Below are 16,946 nucleotides of genomic sequence, written 5' to 3'. Positions count from 1 at the left end.
TAGCTTGCATAAATGTTTGCGCTAAAAAAGCTTGTAAAAAAAGAAATTTACAAGCTGATTAATGTTTGTCGATCCATATTCGTGATGTTCCCGAAACAGCTTCAATCCTGCATGTTCCACCTATAGGGAACGTGGCAATTGGTGAGGTATGTCCGGCATTTATATTTGCGATGATTGGAAGGCCGGATAATTCTTTTTTTGTTCCAATCATGGCTTTTACATGTTCTATTGATACGTTTGATGCTTTTTGAAATCTGCCGATCAAAATCGCCTTTACATGAGAAAAAGCGGGGAGGTGGATGAGTGATTGCAGATCGCGGTCAAACATATGGATGTCTGACATATCATCATCTTCAATCAATAAAATGGCATTTTCTGTTTCAGGAAAATACTCTGTTCCCTGCAGCAAATTAAGTGTGCAAAGGTTTCCGCCAATCAAAGTGCCTTCAGCATAACCTTCATGGATCACAACAGGGCCGTTATTAGGGTAAAAGTGCCTGTTCTCTTGATCCAAAAACCAGCGGTCATCGCTCCACTCGCTAGAAGGATGAATGTCAAACGGGTCGTCCGAAGCGCAGCAAGAAAGAAAATACTCTGTTGTATAATCGAGTCCTTTTTCCATTGCAAATGTTGAAAAGTGGGGGCCTGAATACGTAACAAGGCCCGTTTTTTGATAAATGGCGTTGCAAAGAGCCGTTATATCGGAATAGCCGCACAGAATTTTTGGATGCTGTTTGATTTTCTCGTAATCAAGATAACGCAGCAACTGATTTGAATTAAAACCGCCGAGTGTCGTTAAAATCGCTTTGACTCCGGGGTCGAAAAAGGCAGCGTGCAGGTCATGGACTCTTGATTCGATAGAAGATGAATCAAATTCGTTTATTTCATTTGCATATTCAGCGATATGGTTACCCGATAACCTAAGCGTTCTAACGCCGTTTTTGCTTGCATTTTTGCTTCATTTGATAATATGGACATGCTAGTCGCGGGAGACACGATCCGAATTTCGTCTCCCTTTTTCAGTTTTGAAGCGTACATAGGACCCTCCATCAATGGTTTTACACCATTACAGCACATCTTGGCACATTCATCCAGACTTTTTTACAAATCAACCCACTTAATACAGCCTGATTGTGTATCATGATCGACGCATACTTTGAATTGATGTTTTTCATAAAAATGAATCAGCCGGTCTACATGATTCCAGTCCCGTTTGGCAATGTCGCCGGTGACTTTCGGTATATTGTGTTCTCTGGCGATATCTTTTAAATATTTCATGCAAATGGAACCAAATCCGTGATTCGGAGGGCCTTTTATGTCGCCGATATGAATGGCATCGTCCTTGTAAGACGCTACAAGTGAAAAACAGCCTTTTCCTCTATAAGCCGTTTTACAATCGGTAAGCATAATTTTGCATGTTTGGCCATCATCAATCGAGGAAACGATCATCCACTCTTCATGTTTCGATTGATCAATACCAAGCACTTTGGCGTCTTTGGATAGATCCTTCATATTCTCCTGCATGCGGTAAATTTGAAATTCTAAATCATGTAGTTCTTCCTCAAGTTCTTGACGATTTTTTTCTTTAACAGTAAACAAGATCAATCTCCTTTCAAAAATCAGCTTAGAAACACAGTTACCAATTGTATTAGATGAGAGGGGCATTGTAAATAACAAATCCATTATTACTAGAAATTAGCGCAAAGTAAGGTTTGATCGTTTTTAAGAGAGGATAAAGAAAACTAACCTGTGAAAAAGGAGGAATCGGAATGGCGATTGATTCATTGATTAATAAATTACAGTATGTCCAATTGGAACCGCCGGATAAAATTCTCTCCCTATATCTTAATACAGACATGAGAGATCCAGAGCAACAGGGGGGAGAATGGAAAATTGCCCTAAAATCAGGATTCGGCAGATTGAAAGAGTATTTGGCAGCAAGTGATCCAGTGGAAGAGAAGTGTCTGGATGGAATCAGAACGAAAATTGATCAATACCTCAATGAAATGGGAAAAGACATGCCCCGCAGTCTCGTATTTTTTGTTTCCGATAGCGGTATATGGGAACCAATTAAGCTTCAAATCCCTGTAGAAACAAGATTTTACTGGGAAGAAACAGCTGTTCTGGATCAGTTGAAGGATTTGCGCCAAACGTACCCAAGTACGGCGTTTATTTTAACTCAGCAGCATGAAGTGAAAATTATTGAAACCGTTTTAGGCAAAATTGAGGCGGTTGAGCATTATGAGTACGATATCATCAATGAGTCTTGGGAGAATTGCCATTCCTCTGCAAAAAAAGCGGTACCATTTGAAGAGAACCGGATGAGGGAACATGTAAGGGAGAACCAAACGAGACTGTATAAGCGACTGGCTGCCAATCTAGATCAAAAAGCGGCCGCGAAAAGATGGGAACGAATGGTTATCGCCGGTGATAAAGAAACGGCGGATATCTTGGATCAGCACATGAATAAACCTATTCATTCGAAAATTCAAAAGAACCTGCTGAATGAAAATGAATATAAGGCCGTTGAGCATTTGATCAAAGAGGCGTAAACCTAACAGGGCCGGGGCTAAAAGCCGCCGGCCTTTGAAGTGTGTCTAATTTCTGACGAAGCAGTCGAAAACGTTGACATCTTCTTTGAATTTGCATACGATTTGGATAGCCAGTACAAATTAGGAGAGGTCACCAAATGAATCAAACAGAAAATAAACCGAAAAATTATACGGGGATTGTCCTTACGCTGACAGTTCTGATTAACGGTTTAATCGCAGTGCTGTTTTTTATGCCTAAATTAGATCAGTTCAGCCATGCGAATATTCACATTTTGCCAATGCTGAATGCGATATTCAACAGCTTTACGTTTATCTTCTTATTGGCCGCGCTGATTATGATTAAACAGAAAAATATCAAAGCTCATAAACGCTTTATTTTAGCCGCATTCACAACAACATTACTATTTTTGATTTGCTATGTTGTTTACCACTCGATTGCGGAGAATACGCTGTATGGCGGAGAAGGGATTATGCGCCCGATCTACTTCTTTATTTTAATTACGCATATTTGCCTTTCTGCGATCATTGTGCCGCTTGCGCTGTTTACGCTGATCAGAGGCTTCAGCATGCAGGTGGAGCGCCATAAAAAAATTGCCAGATGGACAATGCCCCTGTGGCTGTATGTAAGCCTTACAGGCGTTGTTGTATATCTGATGATATCACCTTATTATTAAAAGCCATACTCCGTATGGCTTTTTTAAACGTTTTTAAACATGACAAAAGCCCAAATCTGTTTTGGGCTTTTGTCAGTAAATTGATAGACTCTTATTTATGAGCCTTTGATTCCATGGTTTCAAGTGTTGCAACCTGCAAAGATTCTTCAACAGTTTTTGTTTTTTCTTTTACTTTTTCCGCATACGTGTAATCACCGTAGCAATACGGATAGCGGAAATTGTTCACATTTCCCCCGCACGTATACAGATCAGGATTTTTTTTGACTTGCTGCTCGGAGTATTGTTTTGCCAATTCCTCAGTATGCGTTCCTCCATGTTCAGCTACAAAATCAATGTAACCTGCCCCCATGTTGTAGCTTTGAATAATGGTATCCAAATCCACACCTTTTTCCTTACCGGTCTTGTACATGAGGGTAAATTGCTTGATGCCTTGTTTAACACTGAGTTGAGGGTCTGTTATCTCATTGCGTTTTAACCCCAGAGATTCAGAGGACTGCATGGGATCATTGCCTTTTCCTTTTGACTCCTGATACATCATGCCTAGAATGAGTGATGTATAATTAGAGAGTCCTTGGTTTTCAAGCTCGTCTTCCACCAGCGGTTTATAATCGGTTAAACGTTCCAAAACTATCGTTTTCGTATCGATTGGAAGTTTTTTGATCAAATCCCGGTTGAAAAAAAGCAAGACCAATAATAAAGAGGCGATGACAAAGACAAAAATCATCATAAAACCCGCAGCAGCGAAACAGCCTTTTCTCTTTTTCTTCACTGTGTTTCACCCTCAATGTTTGGAGCAGTATGACCTTTTTATTATGACATAGAACGATATATCAGACCAAGTAAAAACCTGATTTGAAACATAAATTTAAACTAAGAGATTGAATTGGAACATAAGCAGGCTGGTTTGCACCCAAGCACATTTGTTATAAGATAAAACTATGAATAAAGAAAGGTGATACAGATGACTGAATTTAGAGAAACGGACCGAACGGCTGCTGATCTTGATGAGGAAACCTTGTTTCTAGTCGCGCAAACATTCAAAGCGCTTTCTGATCCTACCAGAATCAGAATTCTCCATTTATTATCCCAAGGTGAACATGCAGTGAACGGAATTGCAGAAAAGCTGAATTTATTGCAATCCACTGTTTCCCACCAGCTCAGATTCTTAAAAAATCTCCGGCTTGTCAAATCGCGCAGAGAAGGAACATCCATTTATTACTCACCGGAGGATGAACACGTGTTAGATGTTCTTCAACAAATGATCCATCATACACAACATGATTAAAAAAGACATCCTTGCTTAATCGCTGTTAGCGGGCAAGGATGTCTTTTTCTTTATTGTGTCCGTTCTGATCGAGTTCGTTTCTGCTGAGCTTGATGACAAAAGAAGAAAAACCGATATAATAAACGGCTATCAGAAAAAAAACGCCAATTGTCAGAGGGTCCGTTCCAATTGACTGACTGTAAGATCCAAGGCTGTTGAGATCAGGCGAGGTAAGATAAAGCTCTGTCACTCGATACAGAAATCTTGATAGAAACAAGGTTAAAAGAATGACTTCTACCCAAATATGAGTCCGAAAATAAATTTTTCCTCTGCGCTTTTCAAAGGAGATGTTTTTCTTTGCGAAAACGACAAGGAGCCATCCGCCAAGAATGCCGAAAATGAGATATCCATATAAAAAAGGGTGAATGACGCTGAATATTGAAAGACCAAAAGCAAACAGCGAGAAAAGAATCATACGGGTGAACAGCCAGCGAGGCTTCAGCGGCTGATATCCGATGGACCTTTTAATTTTTTTATACAGAAAAAAGATGATAATCATGGCAGGATAAACGCTTTGAAGTGTAAGATGCATGATGTGAAATCCCCTCCGATGAGAAGTGTATGCTTATCCGGTTCGAAATAGTAGCTGAAATCAATACTGAACACAAAAAAGAAGGGGAAACCCCTGTTTTCATAACATATGCAAGGTGTATTTGGCCGCATAATAGATATGCCCAAGCTTTATAAAAATGTTAGGATTGTAAAATAAAAGAAAGAAAAGGTGCGCATAATGAAACTGGAACGTTTGTTAGCGATGGTTGTGTTATTAATCAGCAAAAAACAAGTGCAGGCAGCTGAACTTGCTGAGCTGTTTGAAGTATCCGTCAGAACAATTTACCGTGATATTGAGACGATCAATAGAGCTGGTATTCCAATTGTGACCTCACAGGGCTCCGGGGGCGGAATTGGCATTATGGAGACGTATCGGCTTGAGAGAGAGTGGCTGAAAGAGGAGGAGCTGTTTGCGATCGCTTCCGCTTTGCAGAGTGTCTCATCTATGTATGAACCTGTTTCTCACAGCACAGCTTATCAAAAAATCAAGCACCTCATACCTGAGCAGTCAGCTGAAGCATTTAAGCACCAAACTGAAAAATGGTTTATTGACATGACGGCTTGGGGCCAGACTGAAGATCAAAAGGCGCTTCGTGAGAAAATCAGCGCCGCCATCGATCGATTGTCAACGATATCATTTACATATACTAACGCAAGCGGGGAAACACTTCAGCGTGAAACGGAACCTTATACATTGGTTTGCAAGGCGGGACACTGGTATTTATATGCCTATTGTCTGGTTAGACATGATTTTCGCTTTTTTAAACTTAACCGAATGAAAGATCTGACCATATTACATCAGTCCTTTATCAGAAAAGAAATCCAGCTGGAGACCTTGCCGTGGGATAAGAACTGGTACCAAAAGGACCGTGTAACTGAACTGGTTATTCTCGTTCAGCCGTCAGCACGTCAGCGCATATTTGAATGGTTCGGACATGACGTTTTTCTTTACGATGAAGATGAAAACTGCCGGGCAGTGATTTCTCTTCCTGAAGATCAATGGCTGATCGGTTTTTTGCTGCAGTTCGGAAAGGATATTGAGGTTCTGCAACCTCTTCATATACGGGATAAAGTAAAAGATACCATTCGCCAAATGCAAAAAGTATATGAAACCTGACACACTGCTGTCAGGTTTCTTTTTTTATAATCTAGGTAAAAAGGAGGGATCTTATGAGTTTTTCACATATGACACACTTAGAACAGAAATGGTTTGCCGGACTGTCACAACGGACAAGCAACGCATTGGAAATGACGGAAGAAAGGCGGATCCCGGCACTATGGGACCAATTCTGGAAGAAGGATATGAGCGTTCTTTTCTCACAGGCAACAGATCAGAGCATTATTTCCTTATATTCCAATTACGAACAGGAGACGAAAGGGTTTTACACGTTTTCAATCGGAACGTTTCAGGCGGACAGCCGGACTCTTCCGGAACCATATGAAAACATTGATTTGCCGGCTTCCGCGTATGCCGTTTTTACTTCAAAAATCGGCCCTATTGAAGAGGTTGTGTACGAAACCTGGAAGGAAATTTGGACTTGGGATAAGCGTCATCTGCGTACATTTACAGGTGACTTTGAAATGTATGATCAAAGTGCAACAGTACCTCAGAGAGCACAAGTTAACATATATGTTGCCATAAAACATTCATAAACTCTTGAAAAACTAATGGTGTTAGTTAATAATAAAACTAACACCATTAGTTTTTATTAGGGGGATAAATAAATGAGAATTACCCAGTATCAAACAGTTTGGCAGCTGACTTTTTTTCCAGCTTTGTTTCCGGTCAATTGCTATTTAGTAGAGGAAGAAAACGAAGTCACCCTTGTTGATGCCGCACTTCCGGACAGCTATAAAGGAATTATTCAAGCTGTAAACCAGTTAGGAAAACCGCTTCATCATATTTTACTGACCCATGCTCATGGGGATCATGTCGGATCACTGGATGCACTGACACAAGCATTTCCTCATGCAAAGGTGATGATCTCAGAACGGGATTCTTTCCTGCTGAAAGGTGACACATCTTTGCGTCATGATGAGCCGCATACTCCTATAAAAGGAGGTATTCCGAAACACGTGCAAACAAAGCCACACCATCTGTTGACGGGCGGTGAAACAATTGGTTCTTTGCTTGCAATTTCTACACCGGGCCATACACCGGGCAGCATGTCATTTCTTGATACAAGAAACGGCACGATCATAGCAGGAGATGCGTTTCAGTTGCGCGGAGGAATCGCTGTATCAGGCCAGATAAAATGGGCGTTTCCTTTTCCAGCCTTCGCCACATGGAATAAGGAGGAAGCCATTAAAAGCGCACAATTGCTTGCCGACAAGGCGCCTTCCTGTCTAGCAGTCGGACATGGGAATTTCCTGAAATCACCCTCAGAGCGGATGAGACAGGCAATCCAAAAAGCAAAGAAAGGATGATGAGCATGTCACCGAGAATAGGATTGAGCCAAAAAATGATTGTAGACGCCGCAGCGGAGATTGCCGATCAGGAAGGCTTGAATGGTGTCACGCTTGCCGCACTGTCTAAAAAAATGAATGTACGCCCTCCGTCGCTGTATAATCATATCAACGGGCTGCAAGCGATCAGAACAGAGCTTGCTGTCAGCGGGCTGACAAGGCTTTTAGATCAAATGGCAGACTCCGTAACCGAACAAAAAGGAGATTCCGCTATGCTTTCTTTAGCTCAGGCATATGTTGATTTTGCAGTTGAAAATCCCGGATATTATGAAGCGGCTTTGCTTAAGGTTCAGGATAAGAGGGCGGAAATCGTGTCAGACCAAATTGTCCGGATTGTTACGAACCTGCTCATTGAAAACGGCTATGCAAGCGAAAAGACTGCCATTCATGCGACAAGGGGGCTTAGAAGCCTGCTGCATGGCTTTACGACTTTAATCGCAAAAGAAGCATTTGAACGTGAAGAGGATATTTCAGAAAGTCTGTCATTTTCAATTCGGACGTTTTTGTCCGGCTTATCAATAAACAATAAAAATGTTATGTAAACTAAGAAATAGATGTCTTATATTTCTGAATATTGTATAATGTCATGGTAGTATACACAGAGGAGAGACATCAGGCTATGGATGACATTCATAAAATTGAGCAGTTAGCGGCAGCTTCATGGCCGTCTTATATTCAGAAAAACATGGGACAATGGCTTCTTCGAGCGAACTTTGGCGTAACCAAAAGGGCGAACAGCGTGTGGACCTCTGCGGATACGCCTGAAGGAGATTTCCAGCAAGAGGCCGAGCATTTTTACAAAAGCTTAGGCTTGCCTGTTTGTTTTCATATCAGCAATGCATCTCCGAAAGGGCTTGATGCCGTATTGGCAGACAGCGGATATGAAAAGGCAGACGAGTGCTTTCAGATGACAGCATTGGGCTGGGACATTATGAGCCATACTGATGACAACAGTCGATTTACATACAAGTGGGAGGAGGAGCCGTCTTCTGTTTGGATTGATCATTTTATTCAATTGGAAGAATTTTCTCCGGAGCGGCATCAAGGCTACACAAACATTTTCGAACGTATGCCGTCGTGTAAAACCTTTTTCACGATGTATGACCAAGAGAGCCTGACAGCAGTTGGAACGGCTTCTGTCATTGATGGCTATGGCGGACTCAGTAAATCGTTGTAGCCAAGGAGCATAGAGGAAAAGGGGCAGGGACCCAAGTGATCAGGGCGTTGACTGAATGGGCAATCAGCAACGGGGCAAAGCACATGTTTTTACAAGTGCTAAAAGAAAACCTGGCGGCAGTTTCTTTATATGAAAAAATCGGATTTTCGCCTATATCTGAACACCATTATCGGATTAAAAGATGATCAAAGAAAGGAGCTTGCTGATGGACTCGCTTCAAGAGATTATTTGCGAAAAACGGACATACACACGCCTTTATCATTCACATAAGCACGGGTACAGCCAATTTCTTTTTCCGCTTGAAGGGAGTATTGATCTTGAGACAGAGGGACGCGAGGTGAAATTAAAGCCGGATCATTTTTTATATATTCCGCCGGAGTGCGAGCATCGTTTCCGTTCAATCGGTAGAAATGAATGTCTTGTACTGGATGTTCCGCTTCATGCAATGAAAATTGATGAGTATCATGCAGGATCGGGCATTGAAGCTGCGATTGATCCTTTCTGGTCTTCGATCAGGTACTTGCTGACAGAGGAAGCAAAGGCCGGAACAGCGAACTCGCTGCATATGCTTGTTCAATACATAAAAGAAAAGCTGCAATCCCATACCTACGCCTCAATTGCTTATATCCACAGCCATTTATCTGAGCGGCTGACAATTAAGAAGCTGGCAGAAATCGAGCATTACCACCCAGCTTACTATTCAAACTGGTTCAAAAAGCAGACGGGGAAGTCTCCGCAGCACTATATTGCCAATCTTCGGCTTGAGGAAGCGAAACGAATGCTGATAGAGAAAAATGAAACCCTTACCGTCGTGAGCGAGGCGCTGGGCTTTCAAAATCTTTCTTCATTTACAAGATGGTTCACAAAAAGTACAGGCATGCCGCCCCGGCTATATCGAAACACCTTATATTCGGATAAAAAATGATGGTTCTTTGGTTAAACGAACCTTGGATATCTCTTTTATAATAGGAGAAAAAGGAGTTATTGATATGGCAGTCATTGAGGACTTTGAGAAATTGGATATTAGAACAGGCACTATTGTAAAAGCGGAGGAATTTCCTGAAGCAAGAGTCCCGGCGATTAAGCTTGTGATTGATTTTGGAGCAGAAATCGGCATGAAGCAATCGAGCGCGCAAATCACGAACCGCTATCAGCCCGAAGATCTTATCAACAAGCAAATCATAGCAGTCGTCAACTTTCCGCCGCGCCGGATCGCCGGATTTAAATCGGAAGTGCTGGTTCTTGGGGGCATCCCCGGCCAGAGGGATGTCGTCCTATTGCAGCCAGATCAGCCCGTTCCAAACGGCACAATAATCGGATAACACACAAAAAAAGACGTTTGCCTAAGGCAAACGTCTTTGCGTATTGAGGCGATGCACCACACGCCACATTCGTGTGCGCCGCAAAGGGCATGTACATCGGCTTACACAATTCAGCTCATCGCTATATGAATATAGCATGGCGGGTGAAGGAATGCAAGGATTACTTTGTTATTGTAATTGAATTTGTACATCTGATTATGATCTTGATTATATGAAATTCTGCTATTCAACGAGCTTTAGTACAAGATGAGAGCAGGATCTAAGATAAACGATTAACTTCATAAGCGGTACGTATTCCAGATTCAATCGCACCTTGCATCCACGCATGGGTAAGTGAGACATGTTCTCCAGCGAAATGAACTCTTCCCTCAGGGACAGGGATATAAGGATACAGCTCTAATTCTTGTCCTGGTTCGAAAGCTGTAAAGGCTCCCGCAGAATAAGGGTTCTGACTCCAGCTAAAAGAGGCGCCGGACACAAATTCTGACCATACAATATCGCCATATATTTCAGATAAATTCAGTAAAGTATACTGAATACGCTCTCCTTCTGAAAGACTGTCCCACATCAGTGCCTCATCTGCCCAAGTATAACTCGCCAGAACAACAGCATGTCCATTTGCTCCAATACCAGTGCTTGGATAATACGAAAATCGAATCGGAAGATCAGTAATAGATTTGCCGCCGCGCTGCCCGGCTTTTTCCCAAAATCGACTTTTAAACTCTATGCCGATTTTTGTTGCGCTCATATAGTTCAGTTCGCGAATTGCCCTCCGTTTATAGTAGGAAAAAGAATGGTATGGTTCGACTTTCACAAATCGCAATGTTGAAAAAGGAATGGTTACAATAGCGAGATCAGCTGTGAACGTTACATGTTCTGCTGTTTGTTGATGCTGACAATGGATCGTAACACTGTTCTCATTTTGAGAAATTTTCATCATTTTTTGATGGTATAGAATATTTGTTTTTAATTGAGGAAGAAACGCATGAGGAAGCCGATCCATGCCGCCTGTTATCTCATAGAAGTGAGTTGGTGATGTAAAAAAGACGGATTCCCGTAACGCTTCAACAAGGGACATACCCATATACGCTTCCATATCGAGAAGTATACCTATCATATCGATCGCGCCATATGAAAAGAAAGTGTTTAAGTAAGAGCTTAACGAATAATTCTTGTATTGTTTTTCAACAATCCGCCAATTTCTTGCAGGATCTTGATTAATAAAATTTAATATAGGCTGCAATACAGAAAGCATCAGCTCTTCAGCGGTTTTCCCTTGTTCGTTTGGTGCAACGGGGTATCTTAATATTCCAGGATTTTGTTCAAAAAGATGGAGACGTGTTTTGACTCCATTCGTGTAAATGATGTCCATTGGGGTTCTGTTGATAAATACATTTGTTGGCAGCCTGAATTTTTTTATATATTCTAAGGTTAACATATGGATATTCGGTATGCGCATCGGACCAACGTTGAAATACAACCCATCACTAAAGGGAGATCTCAACGTGCAGACACGGCCGCCTGCTCTACCGCTCGCTTCAAGAATCGTTACTCTGTGACCGGCATTTCTTAGCAAAGATGCTGATACAAGCCCGGCCAATCCAGCTCCCACAACAATAATATGCTTTGGATGATGTGATGCGCTAAGGCCATTTCTAATGATCTTTATCATATCTTCATTCATTAGAGAATTCACTTTTGGGGGGCACCTCTTTTTTGAATTTATTGCATTATATTCAGTGAAAAGGGCAGCTATCACGATCTATTCACATCTTTTGGAATTTGTTGATTCTCGTTAAAAGAACAAATGGTTTGAAAAGTCTCTTAGATGAAAAAGGGGGCTATTAAATTGTTTTGTTCGGAAGGGTATATCATGGAATGTCTTGTTACTTTTTCTCCGAACCAAGCAGCACTTAATGAAATTCTCAACTTTGAAGCGAAGTATCAACTTAAACTTCCAGATGATTATCAGAAGTTTATTACACAACATAATAGTGCGAAAATTTTTGAGGTTCTTGCTGATGGGGAGAATATAGGTGGAGGACTTTATTTATTTAGTCTTGAAGAGATTGAAGAAGAATTAAAATATGAGGATTTGTTTGAAGGCATCAATGGCATCCCAATTGGTCACTTATTAGAAGGTTGTCATTTGATGATCGACAAAGATAAATTGGACAAAGGTGATCCCAACTATCTTTTTATATTTCAATTGGGTGAGTATACACCATTAAATGTAAACTTTGAGATATTTATAGACCGGTATATACAATCTAATGGGGCAACTTTTTGGGAATGGCGCTATTATACCGCAGAGAATTATTATAGAACAAGATAGTGCAATGTAAAAGACAGTCAGGTTTGGCTTTTCAGCTTGATGCCCTTCAATAAGTTTTATTCGGGAAAGACAGTGCGAAGTATCTCAGTCACTCTTTCTAATATTGAGAATGATGTTAATCAACAGTTGAGTTTACTTGAAGCGGATAATGAGAAGAGAAGAAGCCTGGATTCGTTATGGATGGGATTAGAAGCAAATACGGATCAAAAGCGATTCCGATAGCAGCTTCTAATACATCGGCAGGGACAGCACTTCATAGAGCTGGGCTAACTGGTGGACATAAATCATAAAAATAAGATGATAAATCTTCAATGTTAATTTGTTGCTTTAATGGAGAAACATAACGTATTCTGCCACCGTACACTTATGGTTCTGCTGGATAAAGAAAACATACCATTAGACAGATTTCTAGTTTTTACATAAACTGTTGGAAATGGATTTTTCATCTGAGATAATAAAAATCTACTTTACTATTCTCATAAATAAACGAGGTGAAAATCAATGAATGGTATAGAATTTTTAGAATCTGTGTCGCAACTTGGACAAATAATTTTATTGTTCTCCGGCTACGCCCTTTATTGGAGATTGGGTAAAACAAAAAGAGAACGAAGACTTACAAAATATGAGACTTTTCTAAGGTTCTTTGTAATGTTCGGCATATTGGCATGGGCGCTTTCGTTTCTTGCTTTGCATTTGTGGTAACAAACTTTCGTCGATATATGACTTATTATGTCTAATCATATTAACTCTAAAATAAAATCCGGTTTCTGATGATCCAGGTACGGGCGGGCAATATCATGTTATCCATCACTTGTACAAGATTTACTGAAGAATCATGTACTCAATTTTTCAATAGTCCTCTGATTCATTTCATATAAGCCTTTTTGAAAGTTAACCATTAAAATTTTATTTTGAAACTGTATTTTGTAGTGCAGCCTTTTTAATTTAATTAGCTAATGATTAATCAAGAGTTGACAAATTAGTAGCACCCATTGTTCAATAATGCTTCTAACCGGTTAAACATTAGACAAAAAACTTGGTTGGTTGAATAGAAGTAATGTTCCTTTTAGCTTCATGGAATCCTTTGTCATTCGAGGATGGAAAGCCACTAAAAATTGCTAACCCTACGACAACTGACAAGGTGGCTAATGCAAGTTTAAATTTCATCCTCTTTGAATTTGGATTCGGGCATCCACCATGACGTCAAAAATAGATGCTGCTAAAGCTATTTGGCTTAAGTAAAGTTCTGCACTGTTATAGGTTTTTCTACGACAGGAGGATAAAATTGCTATCTAATAAAATGGTAAACAGTTATGTTTATACTCTGGCAATTTCAAGTTTGTCATATGGTCTAATCTTTGGTCTGTATATGTTTGTTTACTCCGGTTTTATGGCAATCGCATTAGTCACTATCGGCATCATTGCATTTTACGCTTTAATCACTTACTTGGTGTTTGCTGTCCCTTTGCAAGTGTGGCTAAGAAGAAGGCGCAGAAAATTCAGTTTGATCAATTTTTTAATTTATATTGCAGTGGCCTTTTCAGCTGTGTTTTTGTTCTGGTTTGTTGATTATCCGCCAAATGCTCTTACCGTGTTCAGAAGCTTTGAGTATTACATTATGAGTATTGTAGCTGCGTTTATTTATTGGTTTTGGGATTCGATATTCCTACGAAATTAACACATTAAATTAAATCATGAATTTCACACCGTTTACAACAAGTAAGAAGGCTGCTGATCCAAACAGTAAATATCCAGACAGTTTTTGTTTGCTTAATATCGCTTCAACTCCGACTAATGATAAAAGGGCGGCAACAAATAATTGCACAACAATCAACAATAATTCATTTTGATTGAACAGTGAGTATACGCACAAGACTAATGCAATGCAAGAAACCGAAATTTTTGCAACTTTTAGCAAGGTATCACTCCTTATGCAGTCATGAATTAACCTTAACATGATTACGCGTCTTAATCCGAGAGCATAAAGAATCAAGATAAAAGAAGTGTTTTATTTAAAATTGGGGGATTTGACTTGAATATATTCATTTGGATTGCAATGTTTATCGCTATTTTTGGCGGCTCTTATGCAGGTTACAGAAGGAATAGAAAGAAAGGGCTTAAGCAAAAAGAGCATTAAAATAAATGCTCTTTTTCATCCCACAACGCCGGCATTCACGCAAGAATACACCACTTTTTACAGTGCTTTTGAACAAAGTGTAATCGCAATTGTCGCAGCGACCGTATTTCACATCTGGATAATCTTTGTAATCATAAATTATTGAAGTATCGTTCCCGTTAATTATAAAAGATGCGATATGCTGGTTCCAGCTGTTGAAACAGAATAAAGCCTAACTGATTTAAGGATCATACCTCTTTTACTGATCGAAAACGCTAGTGTATTATATTTCGAGATGTTTAATTAATTGAGCTGGATTGCCCCCAACAACAACATTATCTGGCACATTTTTAGTAACAACAGAACCAGCAGCAATAACCACATTGTTACCTATCGTAACTCCTGGATTTATTACTGAACTTCCCCCAATCCATACATTATTTCCGAAAGTAATGGGTTTTCCATATTCTAACCCTGAATTGCGTTCTGTTGGATGAAGTGGGTGTGTAGCCGTATAGATTTGCACACTAGGTCCAAGCATACAGTTATCACCAAATCGGACTTCACATACATCTAAAATTGTACAATCAAAATTTGCGAAAAAGTTATCGCCTACATAAGTGTTATATCCATAATCAAACCTAATATTGGGTTGCATATATACGTTTTCTCCTGATGAACCAAGTAACTCTTTCAATAAATTAACCCGTTTAACTACTTCGGTTTCTGTAGATTGATTGTAAATTCTAACAAGTTGGCTTGCGTTTTGTCTGTCTTTTGCTAACTCGGGGTCCGACGGATTATATAAATCCCCGGCTAACATTTTCTCTTTTTCTTTTATCATTAATATCTCCCCTTGTTATGTTTTAATAATGTCTGATTTTAAAAAAGGTTTAAATTAAATTAAGTTAGTTCCTGTAAAACGACTTTGTTATCCTCATAAGCAAGTCTTTATTGAGGTAGTTCAGTAGATAAGTCACCAGTATTTTTTATTTCATGGCAGAACGTTTACATTAAACTACTGTAAGAGTTGGGCAGTGCAAGAGAAATAATCCACTCTTCTTTAGTAAATATGAGTGGATTATTTCTAAGTTCTTATTTTTCTTGGATTTCCGTCCTAGCCGAAATAAAGTTCAGTACATGCTGTCTGCCCGGTGCAGCGTGAATTGCTCCTTTTACAGAAGCAGTGAGAGCTCCGCTTGCATTTGCAAACGTCAGCAAGCGCCGGTGATGTTTACTTATTTGTTCGCACAGCGTCTCCTTTGATATGCCGATTGACATCAATTCAGATAAAAAGCCGCCGATAAAGGCATCGCCCGCACCGGTTGTATCGCAAACAGCTACTTTAAATCCCTTATGTTCGTACGACTCGCCATTTTTTAAATAAATCGCCGCACCGTCGTTTCCTTTTGTCAGAACAACGACATTAACAAGTCCGGTAAAAAGCGATGTGACTGCTTCTTGTTCGTCATCAATGGTTGTGATAAACTGCAATTCCTCATCGGACACTTTTACGATATTCGCAAGAGGCAAAAACCTCAGAATCGTCTCACGGCAGCTTGCCTCATCAGGCCATAAAGGAAGCCTGATATTGGGGTCAAAGCTAATGATTCCACCGATTCTTTGAAAGTCCTCAATAACTTTGATATGGGCTTGTTTCATTGGACTGTCAACTAAATCGATTGAACAAAAGTGAAGCATATCTCCTTGATTAAATCTTTCCGACATCAACTCATCCGGTGAAAGCAGCAAATCGGCGGCATTTTTTCGATAAAAATGAAAGCTCCTTTCCCCAGACTTGTCTACAGATACAAATGCCAATCCGGTTTCACCTTGATCGCTTTGAATAATAAAAGAAGTATCTACGCCATTTTCTTTAAGTACGCCAACTATATAATCCCCGAAATGATCGTTAGCAATCTTCGTCAGCATGACGGCATGTGCGCCGTATTTTGCAGCAGCGATTGCCGCATTCATCGGCGCGCCGCCGGCAACGCGTTCAAAGGATGTGACATCTTGTAAAGCCTTTTCTTTTTGGACTGGAATGAAATCAATCAGTGTTTCACCGATGCAAAATATCTTTTTCAAGCGATTCATCTTCCTTCCAGATGTCTTTTAAAGTCCAATAGGTGAATTCCTCAACCCTTACAGCGCCTTTCTCAGAAAAAAGCTCAATTCCCAATCGATCTTTTTTCGGATAAATGCGGCTAGTCATCGTTATTTCTCCATGGTTTGCGAATACTTCGATCGAGGATCTGTCGATAAATATACGCAGTGTCAGCTTTCCATTTGCGTCTAGCGGCGCATTTCTCACACTGTCTCGCGATTTCCCCATCTTAGAGCAATCGAGTGAGAGCTTTTGATCAGTTATGCTGTATTTGATAGCTGTTTCTTCTTCTTCAAGGCCGAGAATCTTCAAACCTACTGA

The 16,946-nt window shown here is 40.2% G+C and carries 19 protein-coding genes and 5 pseudogenes; 14 read left to right on the top strand and 10 right to left on the bottom strand.

Annotated features, from left to right (window positions below; genetic code table 11):
* Nucleotides 1-58 precede the first annotated feature (58 nt).
* Nucleotides 59-1,038, bottom strand: a pseudogene (locus tag GYO_RS32640) (S66 family peptidase).
* Between the two features lie 63 nt (nt 1,039-1,101).
* Entirely contained in the window at nt 1,102-1,599 is a 498-nt protein-coding gene (locus tag GYO_RS32635) for an N-acetyltransferase (protein WP_014114069.1), read from the bottom strand.
* Nucleotides 1,600-1,769: 170 nt separating this feature from the next.
* Here GYO_RS32635 and GYO_RS32630 point away from each other — a divergent pair, with 170 nt between their 5' ends.
* Both GYO_RS32630 and GYO_RS32625 read left to right on the top strand, forming a co-directional pair.
* Nucleotides 1,770-2,552, top strand: a complete 783-nt coding sequence (locus GYO_RS32630) for a VLRF1 family aeRF1-type release factor (protein WP_014114068.1) — start codon at nt 1,770-1,772, stop codon at nt 2,550-2,552.
* A gap of 137 nt (nt 2,553-2,689) precedes the next feature.
* Complete coding sequence (locus GYO_RS32625; protein WP_014114067.1) at nt 2,690-3,226, top strand: DUF420 domain-containing protein; 537 nt, start codon at nt 2,690-2,692, stop codon at nt 3,224-3,226.
* 91 nt (nt 3,227-3,317) lie between these two features.
* Here GYO_RS32625 and GYO_RS32620 read toward each other — a convergent pair whose 3' ends face one another.
* Nucleotides 3,318-3,995: a lysozyme family protein gene (locus tag GYO_RS32620; protein WP_014114066.1), complete on the bottom strand. Its 678-nt coding sequence runs from the start codon at nt 3,993-3,995 to the stop codon at nt 3,318-3,320.
* 192 nt (nt 3,996-4,187) lie between these two features.
* Between GYO_RS32620 and czrA the strand changes: the two genes are divergently transcribed.
* Entirely contained in the window at nt 4,188-4,511 is a 324-nt protein-coding gene (gene czrA, locus GYO_RS32615) for a Zn(II)-responsive metalloregulatory transcriptional repressor CzrA (protein ID WP_014114065.1), read from the top strand.
* 25 nt (nt 4,512-4,536) lie between these two features.
* Here the strand turns inward: czrA and csk22 are convergent, their stop codons facing one another.
* Nucleotides 4,537-5,082, bottom strand: a complete 546-nt coding sequence (gene csk22 / locus GYO_RS32610) for a mother cell-specific sporulation protein Csk22 (RefSeq protein WP_014114064.1) — start codon at nt 5,080-5,082, stop codon at nt 4,537-4,539.
* A 198-nt stretch (nt 5,083-5,280) separates the two neighbouring features.
* On the opposite strand from csk22, the gene GYO_RS32605 reads away from it, so the two are divergent.
* From GYO_RS32605 to csaA, 7 genes and pseudogenes are all read left to right on the top strand, one after another.
* Entirely contained in the window at nt 5,281-6,219 is a 939-nt protein-coding gene (locus GYO_RS32605; RefSeq protein WP_014114063.1) for a helix-turn-helix transcriptional regulator, read from the top strand.
* 53 nt (nt 6,220-6,272) lie between these two features.
* A complete protein-coding gene (locus GYO_RS32600) occupies nt 6,273-6,755 on the top strand; it encodes a GyrI-like domain-containing protein (RefSeq protein ID WP_014114062.1) in 483 nt (160 codons plus the stop codon).
* A gap of 72 nt (nt 6,756-6,827) precedes the next feature.
* Nucleotides 6,828-7,529 (top strand): MBL fold metallo-hydrolase, encoded by a 702-nt coding sequence (locus GYO_RS32595; RefSeq protein WP_014114061.1) that lies wholly within the window; start codon nt 6,828-6,830, stop codon nt 7,527-7,529.
* 5 nt (nt 7,530-7,534) lie between these two features.
* Entirely contained in the window at nt 7,535-8,110 is a 576-nt protein-coding gene (locus GYO_RS32590; protein ID WP_014114060.1) for a TetR/AcrR family transcriptional regulator, read from the top strand.
* Between the two features lie 77 nt (nt 8,111-8,187).
* Nucleotides 8,188-8,930 (top strand): annotated as a pseudogene (locus GYO_RS32585) (GNAT family N-acetyltransferase).
* A gap of 14 nt (nt 8,931-8,944) precedes the next feature.
* Nucleotides 8,945-9,670 (top strand): AraC family transcriptional regulator, encoded by a 726-nt coding sequence (locus GYO_RS32580; RefSeq protein WP_072183765.1) that lies wholly within the window; start codon nt 8,945-8,947, stop codon nt 9,668-9,670.
* A gap of 64 nt (nt 9,671-9,734) precedes the next feature.
* Nucleotides 9,735-10,067: a chaperone CsaA gene (gene csaA / locus GYO_RS32575; RefSeq protein WP_014114058.1), complete on the top strand. Its 333-nt coding sequence runs from the start codon at nt 9,735-9,737 to the stop codon at nt 10,065-10,067.
* A gap of 259 nt (nt 10,068-10,326) precedes the next feature.
* Here csaA and GYO_RS32570 read toward each other — a convergent pair whose 3' ends face one another.
* The gene (locus tag GYO_RS32570) at nt 10,327-11,763 is read right to left on the bottom strand and encodes a flavin monoamine oxidase family protein (protein ID WP_146881500.1); all 1,437 of its coding nucleotides are present in this window, start codon (nt 11,761-11,763) and stop codon (nt 10,327-10,329) included.
* An 86-nt stretch (nt 11,764-11,849) separates the two neighbouring features.
* On the opposite strand from GYO_RS32570, the pseudogene GYO_RS32565 reads away from it, so the two are divergent.
* The 4 genes and pseudogenes from GYO_RS32565 to GYO_RS32555 all read left to right on the top strand — a co-directional run bounded on the left by GYO_RS32565 (nt 11,850) and on the right by GYO_RS32555 (nt 14,080).
* Nucleotides 11,850-12,402 (top strand): annotated as a pseudogene (locus GYO_RS32565) (SMI1/KNR4 family protein).
* A 36-nt stretch (nt 12,403-12,438) separates the two neighbouring features.
* A pseudogene (locus tag GYO_RS44105) lies at nt 12,439-12,692 on the top strand (UV damage repair protein UvrX); the annotation flags it as partial.
* A 211-nt stretch (nt 12,693-12,903) separates the two neighbouring features.
* Nucleotides 12,904-13,104 (top strand): hypothetical protein, encoded by a 201-nt coding sequence (locus GYO_RS44100; RefSeq protein WP_041520980.1) that lies wholly within the window; start codon nt 12,904-12,906, stop codon nt 13,102-13,104.
* Nucleotides 13,105-13,702: 598 nt separating this feature from the next.
* Entirely contained in the window at nt 13,703-14,080 is a 378-nt protein-coding gene (locus tag GYO_RS32555; protein WP_041521173.1) for a UPF0715 family protein, read from the top strand.
* Between the two features lie 9 nt (nt 14,081-14,089).
* On the opposite strand, the gene GYO_RS32550 is transcribed toward GYO_RS32555, so the two are convergent.
* The 5 genes and pseudogenes from GYO_RS32550 to GYO_RS43370 form a co-directional block, all read right to left on the bottom strand.
* Nucleotides 14,090-14,320, bottom strand: coding sequence for a membrane protein (locus GYO_RS32550; RefSeq protein ID WP_014114053.1), 231 nt, complete (start codon nt 14,318-14,320; stop codon nt 14,090-14,092).
* 199 nt (nt 14,321-14,519) lie between these two features.
* The gene (locus GYO_RS43375) at nt 14,520-14,717 is read right to left on the bottom strand and encodes a DUF8096 family protein (protein ID WP_080010086.1); all 198 of its coding nucleotides are present in this window, start codon (nt 14,715-14,717) and stop codon (nt 14,520-14,522) included.
* Nucleotides 14,718-14,801: 84 nt separating this feature from the next.
* A complete protein-coding gene (locus GYO_RS32540) occupies nt 14,802-15,362 on the bottom strand; it encodes a sugar O-acetyltransferase (RefSeq protein WP_014114051.1) in 561 nt (186 codons plus the stop codon).
* A gap of 251 nt (nt 15,363-15,613) precedes the next feature.
* On the bottom strand, nt 15,614-16,606 hold the full coding sequence (locus tag GYO_RS32535; RefSeq protein ID WP_041520979.1) for a carbohydrate kinase family protein: 993 nt from the start codon (nt 16,604-16,606) through the stop codon (nt 15,614-15,616).
* Nucleotides 16,581-16,946, bottom strand: a pseudogene (locus GYO_RS43370) (GH32 C-terminal domain-containing protein); the annotation flags it as partial. The gene GYO_RS32535 and the pseudogene GYO_RS43370, both read right to left, overlap by 26 nt.

Source organism: Bacillus spizizenii TU-B-10 (assembly GCF_000227465.1).
GTDB lineage: Bacteria > Bacillota > Bacilli > Bacillales > Bacillaceae > Bacillus > Bacillus spizizenii.
The sequence above is the reverse complement of the archived record's forward strand: the minus strand, read 5'-3'. Positions and strand labels throughout refer to the sequence as shown.

Excerpts from the sequence above, each read along its gene's own strand:
- GYO_RS32590 (WP_014114060.1), top strand. The coding sequence starts at position 7,535 with ATGTCACCGAGAATAGGATTGAGCCAAAAAATGATTGTAGACGCCGCA.
- GYO_RS32595 (WP_014114061.1), top strand. The coding sequence starts at position 6,828 with ATGAGAATTACCCAGTATCAAACAGTTTGGCAGCTGACTTTTTTTCCA.
- GYO_RS32555 (WP_041521173.1), top strand. The coding sequence starts at position 13,703 with ATGGTAAACAGTTATGTTTATACTCTGGCAATTTCAAGTTTGTCATAT.
- czrA (WP_014114065.1), top strand. The coding sequence starts at position 4,188 with ATGACTGAATTTAGAGAAACGGACCGAACGGCTGCTGATCTTGATGAG.
- csaA (WP_014114058.1), top strand. The coding sequence starts at position 9,735 with ATGGCAGTCATTGAGGACTTTGAGAAATTGGATATTAGAACAGGCACT.
- GYO_RS44100 (WP_041520980.1), top strand. The coding sequence starts at position 12,904 with ATGAATGGTATAGAATTTTTAGAATCTGTGTCGCAACTTGGACAAATA.
- GYO_RS32630 (WP_014114068.1), top strand. The coding sequence starts at position 1,770 with ATGGCGATTGATTCATTGATTAATAAATTACAGTATGTCCAATTGGAA.
- GYO_RS32625 (WP_014114067.1), top strand. The coding sequence starts at position 2,690 with ATGAATCAAACAGAAAATAAACCGAAAAATTATACGGGGATTGTCCTT.
- GYO_RS32605 (WP_014114063.1), top strand. The coding sequence starts at position 5,281 with ATGAAACTGGAACGTTTGTTAGCGATGGTTGTGTTATTAATCAGCAAA.
- GYO_RS32600 (WP_014114062.1), top strand. The coding sequence starts at position 6,273 with ATGAGTTTTTCACATATGACACACTTAGAACAGAAATGGTTTGCCGGA.
- csk22 (WP_014114064.1), bottom strand. The coding sequence starts at position 5,082 with ATGCATCTTACACTTCAAAGCGTTTATCCTGCCATGATTATCATCTTT.
- GYO_RS32540 (WP_014114051.1), bottom strand. The coding sequence starts at position 15,362 with ATGATAAAAGAAAAAGAGAAAATGTTAGCCGGGGATTTATATAATCCG.